Source organism: Pseudomonas sp. Bout1, from assembly GCF_034314165.1.
Classification (GTDB): Bacteria; Pseudomonadota; Gammaproteobacteria; order Pseudomonadales; family Pseudomonadaceae; genus Aquipseudomonas.
In genome coordinates this window covers 772767-790952 of the sequence record NZ_JAVIWK010000001.1, presented here as the reverse complement: position 1 = coordinate 790952, position 18186 = coordinate 772767, and the positions used below count along the sequence as shown (strand labels likewise).

The 18186-nt window shown below is 59.0% G+C and carries 12 protein-coding genes and 1 pseudogene; 1 reads left to right on the top strand and 12 read right to left on the bottom strand.

All coding sequences use genetic code 11. The annotated features are described in order from the left end of the window. Nucleotides 1-182: 182 nt before the first annotated feature. The 5 genes from hxsC to RGV33_RS03435 form a co-directional block, all read right to left on the bottom strand. Nucleotides 183-1346, bottom strand: a complete 1164-nt coding sequence (gene hxsC / locus RGV33_RS03455; RefSeq protein ID WP_322148609.1) for a His-Xaa-Ser system radical SAM maturase HxsC — start codon at nucleotides 1344-1346, stop codon at nucleotides 183-185. After that, on the bottom strand, nucleotides 1340-2797 hold the full coding sequence (hxsB, locus tag RGV33_RS03450) for a His-Xaa-Ser system radical SAM maturase HxsB (protein ID WP_322143119.1): 1458 nt from the start codon (nucleotides 2795-2797) through the stop codon (nucleotides 1340-1342). Before hxsB ends, hxsC begins: the two co-directional genes overlap by 7 nt. Then, on the bottom strand, nucleotides 2790-3092 hold the full coding sequence (hxsD, locus tag RGV33_RS03445) for a His-Xaa-Ser system protein HxsD (protein WP_322143118.1): 303 nt from the start codon (nucleotides 3090-3092) through the stop codon (nucleotides 2790-2792). The genes hxsB and hxsD overlap by 8 nt, the downstream gene beginning before the upstream one ends. Beyond that, nucleotides 3092-3376, bottom strand: coding sequence for a His-Xaa-Ser repeat protein HxsA2 (gene hxsA2, locus RGV33_RS03440; protein ID WP_322143117.1), 285 nt, complete (start codon nucleotides 3374-3376; stop codon nucleotides 3092-3094). Before hxsA2 ends, hxsD begins: the two co-directional genes overlap by 1 nt. Nucleotides 3377-4141: 765 nt before the next feature. After that, complete coding sequence (locus tag RGV33_RS03435) at nucleotides 4142-4486, bottom strand: hypothetical protein (protein ID WP_322143116.1); 345 nt, start codon at nucleotides 4484-4486, stop codon at nucleotides 4142-4144. Nucleotides 4487-5003: 517 nt separating this feature from the next. Here RGV33_RS03435 and RGV33_RS03430 point away from each other — a divergent pair. Beyond that, a pseudogene (locus tag RGV33_RS03430) lies at nucleotides 5004-5141 on the top strand (LysR family transcriptional regulator); the annotation flags it as partial. Nucleotides 5142-5145: 4 nt separating this feature from the next. Here RGV33_RS03430 and RGV33_RS03425 read toward each other — a convergent pair. The 7 genes from RGV33_RS03425 to recC form a co-directional block, all read right to left on the bottom strand. Next, nucleotides 5146-6258, bottom strand: coding sequence for a GNAT family N-acetyltransferase (locus RGV33_RS03425; RefSeq protein WP_322143115.1), 1113 nt, complete (start codon nucleotides 6256-6258; stop codon nucleotides 5146-5148). Between the two features lie 102 nt (nucleotides 6259-6360). After that, on the bottom strand, nucleotides 6361-6852 hold the full coding sequence (locus RGV33_RS03420; RefSeq protein WP_322143114.1) for an OmpA family protein: 492 nt from the start codon (nucleotides 6850-6852) through the stop codon (nucleotides 6361-6363). A gap of 4 nt (nucleotides 6853-6856) precedes the next feature. After that, complete coding sequence (locus RGV33_RS03415; RefSeq protein ID WP_322143113.1) at nucleotides 6857-8125, bottom strand: diguanylate cyclase domain-containing protein; 1269 nt, start codon at nucleotides 8123-8125, stop codon at nucleotides 6857-6859. Beyond that, nucleotides 8122-8691 carry a YfiR family protein gene (locus RGV33_RS03410; RefSeq protein WP_322143112.1) on the bottom strand — a complete coding sequence of 190 codons (570 nt, stop codon included), beginning with the start codon at nucleotides 8689-8691 and terminating at the stop codon, nucleotides 8122-8124. Before RGV33_RS03410 ends, RGV33_RS03415 begins: the two co-directional genes overlap by 4 nt. 161 nt (nucleotides 8692-8852) lie before the next feature. Beyond that, on the bottom strand, nucleotides 8853-10904 hold the full coding sequence (recD, locus tag RGV33_RS03405) for an exodeoxyribonuclease V subunit alpha (RefSeq protein WP_322143111.1): 2052 nt from the start codon (nucleotides 10902-10904) through the stop codon (nucleotides 8853-8855). Continuing rightward, on the bottom strand, nucleotides 10901-14578 hold the full coding sequence (gene recB / locus RGV33_RS03400) for an exodeoxyribonuclease V subunit beta (protein WP_322143110.1): 3678 nt from the start codon (nucleotides 14576-14578) through the stop codon (nucleotides 10901-10903). The genes recD and recB overlap by 4 nt, the downstream gene beginning before the upstream one ends. Next, complete coding sequence (gene recC, locus RGV33_RS03395) at nucleotides 14575-18024, bottom strand: exodeoxyribonuclease V subunit gamma (protein WP_322143109.1); 3450 nt, start codon at nucleotides 18022-18024, stop codon at nucleotides 14575-14577. Before recC ends, recB begins: the two co-directional genes overlap by 4 nt. Between the last annotated feature and the right edge of the window lie 162 nt (nucleotides 18025-18186).

Below are 18186 nucleotides of genomic sequence, written 5' to 3'. Positions count from 1 at the left end.
GATCGTCGCGTGACGAGCGTTATCCGAGGTCGATTTCTCTGGCCATCGGTGCAGGGATTGGCAAATGCGCTAGTGCTCCTCTCAATGGCAAAGCATGCCCAAAAATTGCCTGCGCAAATGCTAAGAGTAAGCCAGCTGCTTGCATCGAGGACGCTGTGCGGCTTACAGATTTGAAGCCAAAGTCAGAATGGGGTTAGCTGCTTGCTGTAGCCGAATTTAACACCTGACGCGAAGAAGCCCCCGCACTCTCTCTGTTTTGTGCAGCTCTGACACTCAGGCGCGTATTCATTCTTCCAGTCGCTGATTGACTTGCGGTAGTAGGGCTGAATATCCGGATTCACCAAGCACAGCTGATGGTTATAGACCGAGATATTCATGCCGTACTTGGCGAGAATGCCAACCGATTTGCTGAGTGTCTCTTTGTACTCGACCGGATCGATCCACAGCTCATCGAGATTGGCTCTGGTGAAGCCCATCATCTCAAGGCCCATGAGCGCCACATGGTCAACAAACAGAAGATTGCGTGCGATGAACTCACACAGTTCAGGCAGGCGCTGCACCGAGAGTTTGTGAATGACGACTCGAATCTCAACTTTCTGACCCAAGCGCTTCAGATTGAGGATGCCCTGAATGGTTTCATCGAACGCGCCTTGGGCCTGGACGATATAGTCATGCAACGTAGGGTCGTCTGAATAGACGGGGATTCCGATCATAGCGTCGGGCAATTCAATCTGCGCATACTTTTCAGCAAACGCGGGGTTTTTGAAGCTGCGCCCGTTCGAGAGAATGTGAATTGCAGTTCTTGGCAGGTAGCTTTTTGTCAGGCTGACGATTTTAAGGAAACGCTCGCTATTGGTTGTCGGCTCGCCGCCGGTAAAGACCAATTCTGGGGTGTCCTTTGGAATTAGCGGGATCAGATTTTCCACTTCATCGAGCAACCATGAATCATCAGCAGCCTTAGGCGGTTGTGAGCACATTAGACAGTAATGATTGCACTGTTCAGTGAGCAGAATGCTGTTGTTCGGAGACGATGCCCGAAATAGTACGCGAATAGTCTGACGATCTGCTGAAAGCCTGACTATGTCACCATCACCAATGTAGCTGTAGTCATTCGGTAGGAGCGAGTAATCAGAGTCGGCAGGCAGCACCTCAACCAACTCACGATGTTTCTCAAGCAGTAGATAGTGTGCGAATCCTCGGGGGACATGGTAATCAGAAACCAGATAGGCCACTTCTCGTCGCAAAACTTCAGGCAGATTCCGGCTGGTCGCCACTTTGAGCAAGGTGAGGTCCTTGTGAACATCAACCGCGTGGATACGGATAATCTTTCCGCCGAGCTTCAGCATCGATTGGCCCATCCCATAAAAATCCGTTTCGTTTGCTCATCGCTTTCCATCAGCTCAATGAGATGCTTGAAAATCGCCATATTCCGCTTGCAGAAAGAGGACTCAGGTTTTCTTGCAACTACGTCCTTGTGGATGGCGTGATGGTATACGGGCTCGGCGCCGCAGTAAGGCTCAAATGCACAGTCAGAGCACATTGGAGCGCTTAAAGTGAACGAGTTCTCCAGTGCATCCAGAAGTTGATCAGAGAGGATGATTTCCTCGTAGGAATGCTCAAGAATGTTGCCCAGCCGAAACGTATGATCGCCCATTTCGGCAAGCATTCGGCTTTCATCTGAGGCGTAGACCGCCCCGTCGTAGTTGAACACGATGGCTGCGATGCCAGCACCGGCAGGGTTCATCAAATCAACAAACCCAGGGTCCCCTGATGTCAGCATCTTCGTCAGCACAATTGAGGAGTATTGTTCTACAAATCGTATGCCGGATTTGTTCAGCTCAATGATGTACTCAAGACCTTCCTTATAAAACTCCAGCCAGCGCTCCGTGTCATACGACATGAACTTCCTGGTCTTGATCGCAAAGCCATAAGGGGAGAGCGTACGTAAGAAAATGCCATCAAAGCCCAGGCGCAAGTATTCATCAATGATGTCACGTGCGCGTGGCAGGCTCTTATCTGTAGTTGTCATCAGGGCTGAAACTTGGTCATAGCCGAGGGCTGCACGGGCTTTTTTCAAGCCTTCCTCGAAACGCTGGTGACTATCTCGGCCTGGCCGTGGGCGATTTGCATTATGCAGATCCATTGGCCCGTCCAGCGAAGATGAAAGCACGATGTTGTGCTGTTTACAGAATTCGAGCATGTCATCGGTCAGGAGTGACAGTGTGGTCGCGATGACGAACCGCAGGTCTCGCCTTTCCTTGAGGTTGCGCTTTTTTGCCTCAAGAACGACGTACCTCACCATCTCGAAGTTCAGCAGTGGTTCGCCACCCTGAAATTCGATTTTGATCGCTGGGTTCGGTGACCTAAAAACGAAATCCAACGACTTGTCCGCCATCTCCGTGGTCATGTCGAATTCGCCTTTGCTTTCCGACTGCCTTGATACCTGGCAATACGGACAGCTGTGGTCACAGCGAAGGGTCACCACAAAGATATGTAGATTGGTGAACTGGGCCAGCCTGGATAGCCGTGTGCGTATTTTCAGTGCCAAGAGCTGAAGTGGCGCTTGCTCATTAGTGAAGCGAATGAATTGCTTGGACCGGAGCGTAGGGATCAGCTTTGATGAGAGTGGAAGCGTCCTGCTAATGATCGACTCAAGCATTGGCGATGGTATGACGTGAAACTCGCCTGCCATGTTGGTGATGACGTACTCGTCGTCATTCAGGCGATCAAACTTAAAGGGTAGCAACTCGTAAGGACTTTGCTGCGTGTAGAACTCAAACTTTTGGAATTTACTCACTAATCAGCCCGGTTTTTGAAAAGGCCAGACCAAGGATCAAGTTTTTGATCGGCTGCGTTTCAGCGCTCAGTTGGTGGCGCAGTTGGTAGTCGAGCACGTCCTTCTTGAATTCTTGGACAGCAGATAGGAAGGAGGACTCGTCAACGCCGATACTCGAGGACAAGACGCAGATAAACTGCCCCTCATCGATTGCGATATCAACCGTCAGGGAATTCATCGAACGATAAGCGGCTTTCTGCAAAACCGGCGCGTCGTAAAGCCGCTCATCAAAAACGAACTTATGTGAGTAAGCCATCAGGAGCCTGAAGTGTGAGAGGCGTGCGAGGCGTGCGAGGCATGGGAGCTGTGGGAGGTGTGGTAAGCCATCAGTTGCCCTTGGTCCCCGCGCTTGAGAACAAAGGCGAATTGATCACTGCCACCACGAATCGAAAGGTTTTCGCTTGGAGCTTCAGACTGGAATGTGTTCGTAGTTTCGGTGCTGGGTTTGATAACTTCATGGGTGGTAATTGCTGAAGCGTGTTCGGTAGCTACCGCTGCAGCGAGAGTGGCCATCGGTACGAGAAAGGAACGCTTTTTCATCACTGGATTTCCATATCATTATTGAGGTTTTGCGGCGAGTCTCACTGACGCACGTTTGTGATGTCAATATGAAATCGACTGATGGCCTTTTAATTGTCCATATTCGACAGATGACACCCTTCTCAGTTTCGACTGCTTTAAAGCAATGAGCTACAAGCGGAGATAATGCTCAGGGCGGCAATAGTGCTACTGCTACCAACACTTGGCATGCTCATCACTTCAACTGCAATTTGAGCACCCTGGTATCAGAGCGTTCTTTCAGCGCCTCAGCCATCCGTCCCTGTATGGCACTCCCAGCCCAAAGTAAGTCATTTTCTGGTTTACCCCAGCGAAATACCCAGAGTTTTCCTCAGGAGCTTTCAAGGCGCCCACCAAGCAAATCACAAAGCATCTCGGCAATGACCTCAACTGGCACTCCAGAACCATATGTCTCGAACGTAATGGTTCCAAATGCATGACCCATGACAGCCTGGGCATGAACTGTCGGAACGCCCTGCACCTGCATCAGCGAAGCCAAAGAATGGCGAAGACAGTGATATGTGAGACCTGCTTTATGATCGCCCCCAAGGGGCCACAGGGATTGCCTGACGATTTGCCTAACACTCCCCGTCTTGTAGACGATCTGTGCAAGCGACTTTTCTACACTGGCTTTTACTGTTATCCGACATATAGTAGGAATGCCCGAAGGTCGGAGCCGTATGCACCATCGGTCAACAAGACCCGTCGCTCACTGCGCTTGTTCTTAATTGACTTGCCCTCCCCGATCTAATTGATATGGATCGCAATAACATCCGATTCAAGGGACTGGATGTCGCTCGTAGTCAACTGAGAGATTTCATTAAGGCGCCCTCGCGTGATGACTCCAAGACTGAGCAGCCAGCGCCTCCAGGAGGTCTCTGGAAGGTTGCTGGCGTATTCCATAACCTTGGTCACTTGGATTAGCGTGAACGCTTTGCGCGTCGAATCGAGGTCTTTGGTGAGCTTCTTGTCATATGCCTTGATCAGCTGGCCATTTTCGACAGCCGAGAAGAACACAACTGAGAGCTTCACGATCAGCTTGCTGACCGTGGACGATGCACAGGTTGGATGCAAGCGATCGCGGAGAGCCACAAGGTCAGCCCTTGAGTGATTTCGTAGGTCAAGGTTTGACAGTTGCGCGAAAAGTACTCCATGACACAGCTTGGTTTCCTTTAATGTCGAAGGCTTTTGTTCTTGCCCACGGCCTGCCAGATAGAACCCCGAGAGGGTCATCGACGGCAACGCTAATACAGATAGGTAAGCAGGGACACTCTCCCTCACTTGCCCATGGTTGCCCCATCCACAGAAGATGATCCTTCGGTTCGCTAAAGGCCGCCTTGGGATGATCCAGATGGAATGCCTTAATGGTCTCTGCAGGTCGTTTTGAAGCGTCCATAGAGGCTCGTCTATCAGTGGTCTTGAGGAAAACGGAAGCAGTTTGAGTGGTGCTATCAGTTTCGCGGAGGCGCAGATAGTAAATGCCGTTACGTCGATAGTGGCAGAGCTTAGTGAGCCGCGTGAATGGCAAAACTTGTGACAGGACGATGCTCTGCAAGGATGTTCATGGCGGTTAGCCCCTGCATTCATTGGGTTAACCTTTCGTTCCTTCCAGTTCTGGATGCACTGCCGCGAGGACCTGAGGAAGTTGAAGCGGATCACATTGCCGTGGGATTACATCCGTGAGGTGACGGAACAGAATCAGCCGTTGTTGATGGGGCAAACGCGGCAGATGGTGTTCGCCGACTAGAGGCCTACGACATCTGCTCCAGCTCCGGGTCCAGGCTGATCCAGGTGATTTTTTTCGCGACCGCACCGAATACCCGGTGCAGCAATGGGTTGCGGTGCTGGCAATAACAGTGCAATGGCACCAGTTGGTGCCCCACCTCACGCTTGGCGCCATAGGCCGTCTGGCCGCTTTCCAGGGAGGTGACGCCCACGCTGCACGCCCATTTGACCGCCTGCTCCCACAGCTGGAAGTACAGGTGCGACTGCATGCCGACGCTGTAGTCGATACCGATGAATTTATTGATGGCCTTTTCACCCAGCTGAAAACACAGCATGAACGCGACAAGCTTGCCTGTAGCGTCATCGGTCAGCAGGATGAAGTGCGACTGGGGCTTGAGGGCTATCTGGCGAAAAAACTCGATATTGAGTTTCTCGAACTTGGTTTTGCCCTTTTCGTAGGTCTGTTGAAACAGCCCGTAGAGGGCTTGCAGCGCCTGTTCGTCAGGCTGCTGCACCACGCTTACATTGACCCGCCCCTGAGCGAGGCCGTCTTTGAGTTTCTTTTTCAGCCGGTACCGATGGCGGCTCTTCAGCCCTTCGAGGTACGCCGTAAAGCCACCCGCCGGCAACGTCACCAAGGTGCCCGGGAAGCTCACCATGGGGAACAGCCCGCGAGCCTGGGACAAGGCGTCGAACGCCGGCTTTTGCAATTCACCGAAGTCTTTCCACACGGTCATCGACACGTTGCGGGCTTTCGCGCGTGCGCTCAAGGCATCCTGCAATGGCAAGACAAAGTCTGCCAGCGAGTATCCCGCCAGCATGCCGATGGAGCCTTCATCGGAACAGGGTGAGCCGATAAACAGAGTGCGCTGATACCGCAACGGCGGAAAAATGCTCATGACCCTGGCGATGCCCGGGGGCACTACCAGCGCCATCGGCACATTCATGATGAAGGTCGGAGCGATCGCAACCGGGACGCCGCGGTCTTCGATCACCGCGTAGGCAAATTCGAACTGATCCTCAAGCCCGCTGCTTTCGAGGGCTTCGTACCACCAACGTCCTTCGACGTCGGTAAAGCAACTGTCCCACACATCACTCGCAATTGCCGCTACCCGGGTTTCCCAGCGAACGGTGGTCATAATCAGTACTGCCTCTGAACCTGATACGGTTATCGCGCGGCCAACATTTATACGCGAATCGTAAGGTAAAACCGCAGCAAAGGAGGTGAAGAATCACCCACTTTAGTCGGTGCTCACCACGATCGATACGCGTCGATTTTCCGTCCGCCCCACCGCCGTCGCGTTGGACGCCACCGGTTCGCTGCTGCCCAGCCCACGTAGTTGTATGTTTTCTTCCTTCATACCAACGCCTGCCAACACGTGGGCCACACTTTTCGCCCGGCGCAGGGACAGTTGCTGGTTGTAGGTCTCCTTGCCCGAGGCGTCGGTGTGGCCGTCGACTCGTACGCGCTCGATGCCCACGCCCAACAGTGCCTTGCCGATGCGCTGGACGATCTCGGTGCTGGGTGCATTCAGGCTTTCGACGTCGCTGCCAAATAGCACCTTGCCCGACAGGCCGAACGCCCAGCCTTCGTCGGTCAGTTCAAAGCCTTGTTGTTTGAGCACGGCGATTTGTGCCGGGGTGAGGCCTTTGGGCGGCGGTGTCTGGCAGCCGCTCAGGGCGAGCAAGGCCACGAGCAAGGTGATAAATAAAAAGCGTGCGGTCGAGAACAAGGGGTCAACTCCTGTGTTGAACGTTGTCGGCGGGGCACTCCGTCTCCGCCGTTTGCTGGCCACCCTGGGAAAGCCGTTTGGCCTGGTACATGGCCGCGTCGGCGGCATTGAGCAGGTTACCGGGAGTGGCGCCATGATCAGGGTAGACAGCGATACCGATACTCAGTGAGGTCAAGACGTGGGTGTCGCCAGGCAGCGCAACGGGTGCGTCCATGCTGGCGATGATCTTGTCGGCGATGCGATGGGCGTCCTCAAGCTTGTGCAACGGCGAGAGCAAGATGGCGAATTCATCCCCACCCAGGCGAGCCACCAGATCGTCTTCGCGCAATTGCGCACGAATGCGCGTCGCCACCGCCACTAATACCGCGTCACCGGCGGCGTGGCCAAAGTTGTCGTTGATGTCTTTGAAGCGGTCGCTGTCGAGGAACAACACCGCGACTTTCTCGTTGAGCTTGGCGGCGCTGCGCAGGGCGCGAATCAATCGTCCTTCAAAAAACGCACGGTTGGGCAACCCGGTCAGGCTGTCATGGCTGGCCTGGTGGGCGAGGGTTTCGTTTTCGCTTTTCAGGTGGGTTTGCCAGGCTTCCAACTCGTCGAGCAAGGCGTTGAAGTCGTTGCCCAGGCTGTCGAGCTCGGCGATCTGCGCCGGTGGCACACGCCGGTCAAACGCCCGCTCGCTGCGCGCGGCGTGGGCCACGGACGCCAGGCTGTGCAACGGCCCGGTGATACCCCGCAACAGACGCCGCGCCAGGAACAACGCGACCCAGGCGCTGAGGGCGGTGCATACCAGGATGCCGGCAAGGCCACTGAGCAAAAAGCGTAACAAGCTGCCGCCATGGCCGGTCAGGTGCACGCGGCCGATGACCTGACCCTGGTGCAGGATGGGTTGGCTGATAGGCTGTTCGAGTAGGGCATGGGCCAGCTCCAGCTCGATCATCGACAACATTCCGGTTTCCGGACGCTCCCAAAAGGCCAGCCGCTTGCCGTCGACGTTGAAGACTTCGGCCTGGGCCACCTCTTCCTCCGAGGCGATCACGGCCAATGCTTCCGTGGCGGCGGCGCTGTCATTGAACACCACGGCCGCCTCCACGGTGTAGTTGATGGAGCGGGCGATCAGGTGCAGGTTATGGTCGGCATACACCCGTAGCGCAAGTACGCCGAGCAGGGTCAGAGAGATACTGGCCATGCTGACGGCCATCAGCGCCAGGCTCAGGTGGCCGCGCCCGATGACTGAGCGCAGGGTGGGACGCACGGGTGCCTTGGGGTAACTCATGACCCCGGCGCTCGACGTCGAGACAACTGCAGCACGCTCGGATGAATGCGTACGCCACTGCGGGCAACAGAGTCGAGGTTAACCTCGAACGATACCTGCTCATCGCCCACCCGCAGGCAGAACAGGCTGCCCACGGTGCATTGGTCGCCACCTTCGCTGATACTGAGCACCGGATGGCCAATCAACGCTGCGAACAGGCGGCTGCGCTCGTCGCTGTTCAATTGGCCGATGTATATGGCGTCGCAGGCACTGGCGATGTCGGGATGATCGGCCAGCAAGCGCTGCACCACCACCGGACGGCCGGTGGCCTGAATGGTGCCTTTGACCAGGTCGTCGGTGTATTGGGTTGGTCCGACGATACACAGGCGCAGTTGGGTGGGTTCGACCGGCCAGCGGGCGTAACTGAGAATTCCGAGGACCACTTGAGTGACGGCCTTCGCCCGCTGATCGGCGACGCCGGCTGGCGGCTGGGCAAAAGTGAGAGGCGCGAAAACCCATAGAAGCGCCAACAGCAGCATGCGTCTGCAGCTCAAACTTCGCTCTGTGGGCGAGACAGCCACGTTCATGCAGCGATTCTCTTAGATCTTCTCGGGATGATGCCGCAACGATAGCACAACGGCGGAACCCCTCCGAAGCGACGCCTAGGAGGATTCCGACATTTTATTAAGAAAAATCACACATTTTGATCAGAAAAATTAGATAACCCATCGGTCAGCTTCTTTAACGATCACGTGCCCAGTTCCAGCATCAACCCACTCAAGCGCTTCACCTTGCGACTCACCGCCTCTTCGAACACACCGCCTCGTGGCTCGATCAGGCTGAACCAGTCCTTGGCGCGGGTGATGCCGGTGTAGATCAACTCTTTGGTGAGCACGGGGTTCAGGGCATCCGGCAGGATCAGCGCGGTGTGAGTGAATTCCGAGCCCTGGGACTTGTGTACCGTCATCGCGTACACGGTCTCCACGTCGTTGAGCCGGCTGGGCAGCACAAAGCGCACGCCGCCCTGACCGTCGTTGCGCGGGAACGCCACGCGCAGCACTTGGGGCCCGCCGTCACTTTCGGGCAGTTTGAGGGCAATCCCGATGTCGCCGTTCATCAGGCCCAGCCCGTAATCGTTGCGGGTCATCAACACCGGGCGCCCTTCGTACCATTGCTGGTCGCTGTCGATCAGCCGGGCCTTGAGCAGCGCCGCGGTGATGCGCTGGTTCAGCCCCTCGACGCCCCATGGGCCTTTGCGTACGGCGCAAAGCAACTGGAATGCATCGAAGGCTTTCAGCAGTTTTTGCGCCCACACGGTCCAGCCCTCGTCATCCCGGGGGGTGTCGAGGGTGGGCCGCGCAGTCTGTAGCAGCTTCAGGTAATAGCGATAACCCTGGGCACCGTCGCCGTGGCCGTCGAGCACCAGGCGCTCCAGGGCATGGTCGTGCTCGCCCTTGAGGCTGACGCAAAACAGGTCGGCGTGGCTGCGGGCGGCCAACAGTTTGCGCGCCTGCCCGGGGTTTTGCTGGTTGACCCAGCGGGCCAGTTGGCCGATGCCGCTGCCTTCGCCAAAACGGCGCGAGTAACGCAGCATCACCACCTGTTGCGCCAAGGGATGGCTACCGTCGAGGTCTTCCTGCAGGCCGCTGGCGCCGAGGTCTTCGCCGCTGACCTGTTGCAGCCACTCACGGGTTTGCCGGCTGTAGAAGCCGGCTTCTGCGTCGCGGCACAAATCACCCAGCACCGCGCCTGCCTCAACCGAAGCCAGTTGGTCCTTGTCACCCAGCAACACCAGGCGGGCGTGAGGCGGCAACGCGTCCAGCAGGTTAGCCATCATTTCCAGGTCGATCATCGAGGCTTCGTCCACCACCAGCACATCCAGGGGCAGCGGGTTGCCGATGTGATGCCGGAAGTGCCGGGTGCCGGGGCGACTGCCGAGCAAACGGTGAACGGTGGTGACCTGGGTCGGGATTTTTTCCTTTACCGCATCGGGCACTTTCAGCGACAGCACTTGTTGGCTGATGGACTCGGTCAAGCGTGCGGCGGCCTTGCCGGTGGGGGCGGCGAGGCGGATGCGCAATGCGCTGCCGCCTTCCACCGCTGGCGCCTGCAAGAGCGCGAGCAAGCGCACCACAGTAGTGGTTTTGCCAGTGCCCGGGCCGCCGGTGACGATACTGAATGCGCCGCGTGTGGCCAGGGCGCAGGCGAGTTTTTGCCAGTCTACGACGCCGTCCGGCGGAGCCTGGTCGAACAGGCGGTTCAGCCGTTCGGGCAGATCATCGGCAACACTTTCACGGGTGGCGAGTCGCAGGCGCAAAGCGGTGTCGATGCGCCGCTCGTAGGTCCAGTAGCGGCGCAAGTACAGGCGCTTGCCAGACAAGACCAGTGGCCGGCTTTGTGCCTCTTCGCTGCCGTCGACGGCCAGTGCCACCAGGCGGCTGGCGGCCAGGGCGTGGCACCAATGGGCGCCGTCCAGGCCTTCAAGCAATTGCGATGGCAGCAGCATGGCACCGCTTTGTGCATCGCCTTCGGGCGGCAGGGACAGGGCGAAATCAGGTGCTTTGAGGGTTTCGAACAGGTCAAGGCATACGTGGCCGTGGCCCAGTTGGTGGCTGGTCAGGGCGGCGGCCAGCAGTACCAAAGGATCAGCCTTTGGCTCAAGCTCGTGGAGGAAACCGACAAAGGCTTTATCCAGCGCACGCAACCAGCCGCGCTGCACCCAAAGATCGAGCAACTGCACCAGATCGGCGGCGCGGTTCAGCGGCGTCAGCTCTTCAAGTGGTAATGGCGACAGGCTCATAGCAACACTCCTTGTTCCCAGGCGGGTTCGGCCTTGAGTGGTAGCGGTTTGCCTTGGAACAGCAGGTCCAGGCCTTCGATCAATTCCCGGGGCGGCCGGGTAAAATACGCGCCCTGGCTCGCAGAATGGCTACCGCGCAGGAACAGGTACAACGCGCCGCCGACGTGCCGGTCGTAGTCGTAATCCGGTAGTCGGGCCTTGAGCTGGCGATGCAGGGCCAGCAGGTAAAGGACGTATTGCAGGTCGTAACGATGATCAAGGATCGACAGTTCCATGGCCTGTTGCGTGTAGGCCGAGTCGTCGGGACCAAGCCAGTTGGATTTGTAATCCGCCACGTAGTAACGGCCTTCGTGTTCGAAGGTCAGGTCGATGAAACCCTTGAACATACCGTTGAGCAACACCGGCTCGGCAGCCACGCGGGATACACCATTGTGCGTGTGCTGGCACACCAGCTTGTCGAGCGCGAGGACGTCAACTTTGTGGCTGGCGAACCAGAACTCCATTTCGATCTGGTAGTGCTGCAGCTCGCTGAGGGCCGCCTGCCCGTTGCCCAGCGGCAGCCGGGCGTGCAACAGATGCTCAAGCCAACCGCCGAGGGTGCCGATCCAGCCTTCCCAACCACGCCGGTTGCAGCGACGGGCGACGGCATCTTCGATGGCGTCGGGAGTAACGTTGAAGCCTTCGCCGCCGGCCCATTCCAGCAGGCCATGGAGGAAGGTGCCGGGGTTCGGCCCGCGTGGGAAACGGTGGATATCGCCGCCGGAAGCCGGCACTTCCCGTGGTGCATCCGGGTCGAGGCGTTCATCGTCGAAGAGCTTCTGCGCCTGCGGGCTCTCCGGCGCTTCGAGGCTCGCGGCGCTCATGCTTTCGCCGATGCGCAGGGCACTGTAGGACGCGATCCACCAGTTTTCTGCCGCCTTGCGCTTGGGCAGCAGCGGCGCGAGCAACGTCGCTTCGTTGCGCGGCGGGTGGAACACAACTGCGTCTGCTTCGGGCATTTCTGCGTAATGCAGCGCCGGGCAACCGTCCTGCAAATCGAGCAGCCAGCGGGCCAGGCCTGCGGATTCGCCCAGTGAAGCACCGCCGCCGAGCAAATAGCCCAGGGCCGACAGGTGCAATACGGAGCTGTTGTTATTGCCACGTTTCAGGTCGGTGATGCCCAACCAACAGGCATGTTTGGCGCGGGTCAGTGCCACGTAAAACAGGCGCAAGTCTTCGGCCAGGCGTTCGTCGTCCGCTTGGGCGATCAACTCGGCGGTGGGTCTGAGGCTGACCTGGGATCTGCCATTTGCGTCGTGGTAATGCAACGGCAAGCGGCTGCCGTCCACCGGTTTTGCCGAGCAGATAAACGGCAGGAAAACCAAGTCGTATTCCAAGCCCTTGGATTTGTGGATCGTCACCACTTTGACCAGTTGCTCATCGCTTTCCAGCCGCAAAATCTGCTCTTCACCCGCCTGACCGGAAAGCGCGAGATGTTCGGCCAGATGGCGAATCAGTGCCTGTTCGCCGTCCAGTTCGGCGGCCGCTTGTTGCAGCAATTCCGAGAGGTGCAGCAGGTTGGTCAGTACCCGTTCGCCATCATTGCGAGTGATCAGGGTTTGCGGCAGCTTGAAGTCATGCAGCAAGCGCCGCAGCATCGGCAGCACGCCTTGGGTGCGCCAGATCGTGCGGTAGTCGCGAAACTGCATCACGCGCTTTTCCCACGCCAGCTCGTCCTGGTTCAGACGCTCCAGTTCCGCCAGTGACAGGTTAAGGGTGACGCAGGCCAGGGCGGCACGCAGCGGGCGCTCGACATCCGGCTCGGCGCAGGCCTTGAGCCAGGCCAGCAGGTCATGGGCTTCCTGGGCGGCGAACACCGAGTCTTTGTCGGACAGATACACACTGCGCACGCCACGGGCGGCCAGTTCAGCACGCACGGCCTGGGCCTCCTTGCCGTCCCGTACGAGAATGGCAATGTCCGACGGCAGTACGCCTTTAAGACTACCGTCCTGGCTGAGGAATCCCGCAGTACCCTGCTGGCCGCCGTTGAGTAAGGCGACGATTTGGCTCGCACACGAAGCCGCCAGTTGTTGACGGTAGAGCACGCCGGATATGGGCTGGTCGGTGGGCAAGTGCCAAAGGTTCAGCGCGGGCAACGTCTGACCGTTGACCTGCAGTTGCTCCTTGCGGCCCTGGGACAATACCGACTGGAACGGTACCGGGTTCGTACCGTCGGGCTCGCGGAACAGGAACGCGCCACGGCCTTTTTCTGCGCGCTGGAACACATGGTTTACCGCCTCGACCATAGCGTGGCTCGAACGGAAGTTGGTGCCCAACGTGTGATGGCGGCCAGTGGTGGACTGGCGCGCGCGCAGGTAGGTGTAGATGTCGGCGCCACGAAACGCGTAGATCGCCTGCTTCGGGTCGCCGATCAGGAACAGGCCGCTGTCGAGGTGGTTTTCTTCGATGCGGTAAATGCTGTCGAAGATGCTGTATTGCACCGGGTCGGTGTCCTGGAACTCGTCGATCAAGGCGACCGGGAACTGCTCGCGGATCACACTGGCCAGGCGCTCGCCGCCGTCGGCCTGCAGGGCGGCGTTGAGGCGGATCAGCATGTCGTCGAAGCCCATTTCGGCGCGACGGCGTTTTTCTTCTTCGAAGCGTTTCCCCACCCAGCCGGCAGCATGTTGCAGTACCGCGGCATCGGGCGTTGGCAAAGCATCGAGGCTGGCCTTGAGACCGGCCATGGCGTCGATACCGGGATGGTGCGGTGGTTCGTCTTTCCAGGCTTCAGCCATGCCGTCGGGCGTCAGGCGGGTGAAGCCGGTGCCGATGTCCAGTTGCTCGAGGGATTCGTCAGCCGCCCAGGCGCTGATTTTTTCGAACCAGGGCTCGAAGTACCGGGCTTGCATCTTGCGGCCATCGACGGCTTTGGCGGCGACTGCTTGCAGGCAAATGTTACGCAGTTCATCTGCCCATTGCTGCCAGGGCGCCTTGAGTGCAACGAGGGCCTGGCGGCGCTCTTGCAGGCAGGCGTTGATCAGTTCGGCAGGTTCACGGGTTTCATCGGTGGGCCGCTCGCTGCCAAACAGCGCGCGTACGCGTGGCATCAGCGCGGCCGGGCCGCCCCAATTGTTGCGCACCCAGTTCAACGCATCGTCGTGCATCGGGTAGCAGAACAGTCGCCAGTAGTCGCGCAGCACTTCGCCGAGCAGGTCGCTGTGGTCGGTTTCCAGGGTCTGGGTGAATAGGCTGCCACTGTCGAACGCGTGTTCGCGCAGCATGCGCTGGCACCAACTGTGGATGGTCGAGACGGCGGCTTCGTCCATCCATTGGGCGGCGATGTCCAGGCGATTCGCGCAGCCGGGCCATTGTGCGGGGCTGTATTGGTCGCGCAGTTCGGCGATCAATGCGTCGGGCTCTTCGATTTCTCCGCGGAAAAAACGCGCGGCTTCTGCCAGGCGGATGCGGATACGTTCACGCAGCTCTTTGGTGGCGGCGTCGGTGAAGGTCACGACGAGGATTTGCGGCGGCAACAACTCGCGGCCGAAGCCGGAGTCGTCACCGCCGTGGCCGAGCACCAAGCGCAAATAGAGCGCCGAGATGGTGAACGTCTTGCCCGTGCCGGCGCTGGCTTCGATCAACTGGCTGCCCTGGAGCGGAAAGGCCAGGGCCAGGGGTTTTATGCCGCTCATGCGCTGGCCTCCGCGCTGGTGAGTGATCGCCAGGAGGCATTGATCAACGGTCGATAGAGGGTTTCGCACCAGCCTTCGAACTCTTCGCTGGCCATCAGCGCGGCGTAGTCGGGGAACTGGCGGGTGAGCGCGGGGCTTTCACGGCGCTCGCCGTCGGTGGTTTGGCCGTCGCCTTCGTAGGCTTTGCGGGCGGCGGCTTGGGCTTTGACGGGGTCGGTTTGACCGAGCCAGGCGAACGCGGTCTTGACGGCGATTGGCAGTGGCTGGCTCATGCCGGTTTTCCACGCGAGCAACAGGTTGCCGAGGAGTTCCTGGGCTGTGGTTTGTTCCAGCGGGGCCAGTAGCAGGGTGTCGTCACTGGCGACCAGGCCGGTACTTAATGGCACCCCGCAAGCGCACGCCACCAGGTGATTGACCCACGGGCGAATCAGGCGGTGCCACTTGCGGGTCTTGATCGAACCGATGCTGTTGGGGATGGCGGTGACGCTCAGGAAGGCGCCGTCGCCGCGCTGGTGCAGGCCGCTGATCCAACCTTCCAGCTGAACGCCCTGATGCTCAAAACTGATAGGTTCGGCGCTGCCGTGCGGGGTAGGCCAGAGTGCCAGGAGTTGTTGGTAACGTTGCAACAGATCAGGTAAAGGCTCGATCAGTTCTTTGCGCAGGCATTCGCCGAAGCCAACCATTGGCAACAAGCCGCTGCCTTGCAGGCGCAGGGCTTGGGCATTAAGGGCTTCATCGAGGTTGTCGGGCTGGGTCAGCGCGGCCGCGAGCAGGCTGTCGCTCAGGCTGTAGCGCTGCAATGCATCGAGGACAAAGGGTTCTTCATCTTCCAGCGGGACTTCAGCGGCTTCGAAAAACACTTTGAGGCGCTGGCTGAAGAAGTGTTTGACCGGATTGCGCAGGAAGTCTTGCAGTTGGCCGAGACCCAGCGGTTCTTCCTGGATGTAGGGCGCCAGGCTGGCGGTGTCAGTGAGGCTCTCGGGGGTTGCGTGGAGCAACTGCCATTCGCGGGCATAGCTGAACAGTTCATCTCCTTCGTGGAAGTAGCGGGCACTGAAGGGTTGGAGGGGGTGTTCCTGAGTGGTGGCTTCCAGCAGCGGCTCGCCGTTGGTGGTGTGCCAGCCGCTCGCAATATGGTCGCGCAACTGGCCGATCAGCACGGAGGCCGGGCGGTCACTGTTGTCGCGAATGCTGCGCCCGACCCAACTGATGTAAAGCTGGTCGCGGGCCGAGAGCAGGGCTTCGAGCAGCAAGTAGCGGTCGTCTTCGCGGCGCGAGCGATCGCCTGGGCGGTAGTCGCTGCCCATCAGGTCGAAGTCCAGTGGTGGCTGCGCCCGTGGGTAGTCGCCGTCGTTCATGCCCAGCAGGCACACCAGCTTGAACGGGATCGCGCGCATGGGCATCAAGGTGCAAAAATTGACAGCACCCGCAAGGAATCGTTGGGACAGGCGGCCTTGGTCGAGGCCGGCCAACCAGGCCTCGCGGACTACGGTCAGGGGTAATTCGTCGTGCAGTCCGACGGACTCGCAGGTCTCCAGCCAGGTTTCTCTCAATTGCTCGAGTTGGCCCAAGAGGTAGTCGTCGTGCTCGTTACTCGGGAGGAAGAACAGTTGCATCAGGTTTTGCAGGCGCTCGCCCCATTCTCTCGGCGCGGCGGGTTGTGACAGTGCCTGGTGGGCGTCGTGCAGTGCGTCGAGCAGCGCGACCAACGGGCCGATCAGCGCGGCGTCGAGGCCGCCGATTTCATCGTAGGGCTCAATGCCATCGCAGGCCGAACCAGAGCCCACGGCGTAACCCAGGAGCATGCGGCGCAGGCCGAAACGCCAGCTGTTTTGTTCGAGCTCATGGGGCAAGCCCAGACCCGCGCGTTGCTCGGCGTTAAGGCCCCAGCGGATGCCCGCGCCTTCGATCCAGCGATGCAGGGTCGGCAGGTCGCGTTCCTTGATGGCGAAACGTTCGCGCAATGCCGGGACGTCGAGCAGGTCGAGGATTTCACTGACCGGGAAACGGCTGTCGGGCAGCTTAAGCAGGTGTTCGACGGCGATCAGCAGTGGGTCACGGCCTCGCTGGCCTTGGTCTGTCAGCGTGAACGGAATGAAGCGCAGGTCGCTTCTTTCAAGCTGGCCGAATACGGCGCGAATGTGCGGCGCGTAGCTGTCGACGTCGGGGACCATGACGATGATGTCCCGTGGGCGCAGCGTGGGGTCGGCACTGAAGCGCTGGAGCAATTGGTCGTGGAGAATTTCAACTTCACGCTGGGCGCTGTGGGCGATGTGGAAACGGATGGAGGTGTCGCGCTCCAGGTCGACGCTTGGCCAGAGTTCGCGGGTTTCGTTGAGCGGGCGCAGTTCGAGGATATCGTCCTGGAGCTGGTTGAGCACGGTGGTGGGCTCACTTTCGCTGAACAGGTCGATGCGGCCGTCACGGAATGCCGAGCGGTAACTGTTGGGGTCGTCGTAGCTGTCCAGCAGGTTGATGTAGTCGCGACCTTGCTTACCCCAGGCAGCGAGCAGCGGGTGGGCGTGCTGGTGCAGGGTTTGCGGGTCGATGGTGACCGGCATTCCAGCTTTGCGGGCCTGGCGTTTGTACTCGTTTCGAAGCAGGTCTTTGTCGGCAACGATGTCGGACCAATGGTGGCGACAAGGATTGTGCACGCACAGCAGCACTTGGCTGAAACGAGCGAGACCGGCAAGCGCTTCCAGGGCCTGGGCTGGCAGGGAAGAAATGCCGAAGACGATGACTCGGGAAGGCAGGCCAACCGGGGCTTGTTCCAGAGTGTTGATACGCTCGATAAAGCGCTGGTGAACCCCGGCGCGGCTTTGGGCCATGCCCTCCTCTCCGACATCCAGCAGCAACGCACGCCACAGTTCTGCTTGCCAGCAGTTGGCGGGGCTCAGGGGCTTGGAGTCGCCACGACCATTGCGCAGTTGATGGCGGCCCGCGGCCCAGTCTTCCAGCCAGTCGGCACGGTAGACCTGGTATTGGTCGAACAGGTCGGCGAGACGTTCAGCCAGTTGGTAGCGTTTACGTAGATCCGTGTCGTGGGTAAGGAAGCGCTGCAGGGGTTCAAAATGCGGTTGGTCGATCAGCTCAGGGAGCAGGCGCATGAGACGCCAGGTCAGCGGGGCTTTATCGAGCAGGGACTTGGGGGGGATTTCGTCTTTGCCCAGGACCATGCGATAGAGCTGCCACATGAAGCTGCCGGGAAGTTGCACATCGATCGCGGCGGCGATACCGCAGCCGCCCATGTCGTCCTCTTCGGGGTCTTCGGCCAGCGCCAGTTTCAGCCATTGGGCAATGCCGTTGCTTTGCACCAGGGCGATTTCGTTTTCCAGAGGGGCGAGCGGATAGCGACGCATCCAACTGACGACCAGGCTGCGCAGCTCATCCAGGCGGTTGCCGTGAACCACCATGAATCCAGCACTGAGGGACGTCGCATCCGGCATAAAGGCTTCCTTGGGAAAAGCAAAATCGAGGGATGGACTTTAGCATTGAAGGCCGCCTGTAGGAGCGAGCTTGATTGCGAAGAACGCAAGGGCTCCGCACTGATTCAGAAAGGTCGCGCTATCGTTGACGTCAAGCGCAAGCGTGCTTGGTTTTCGACCGCG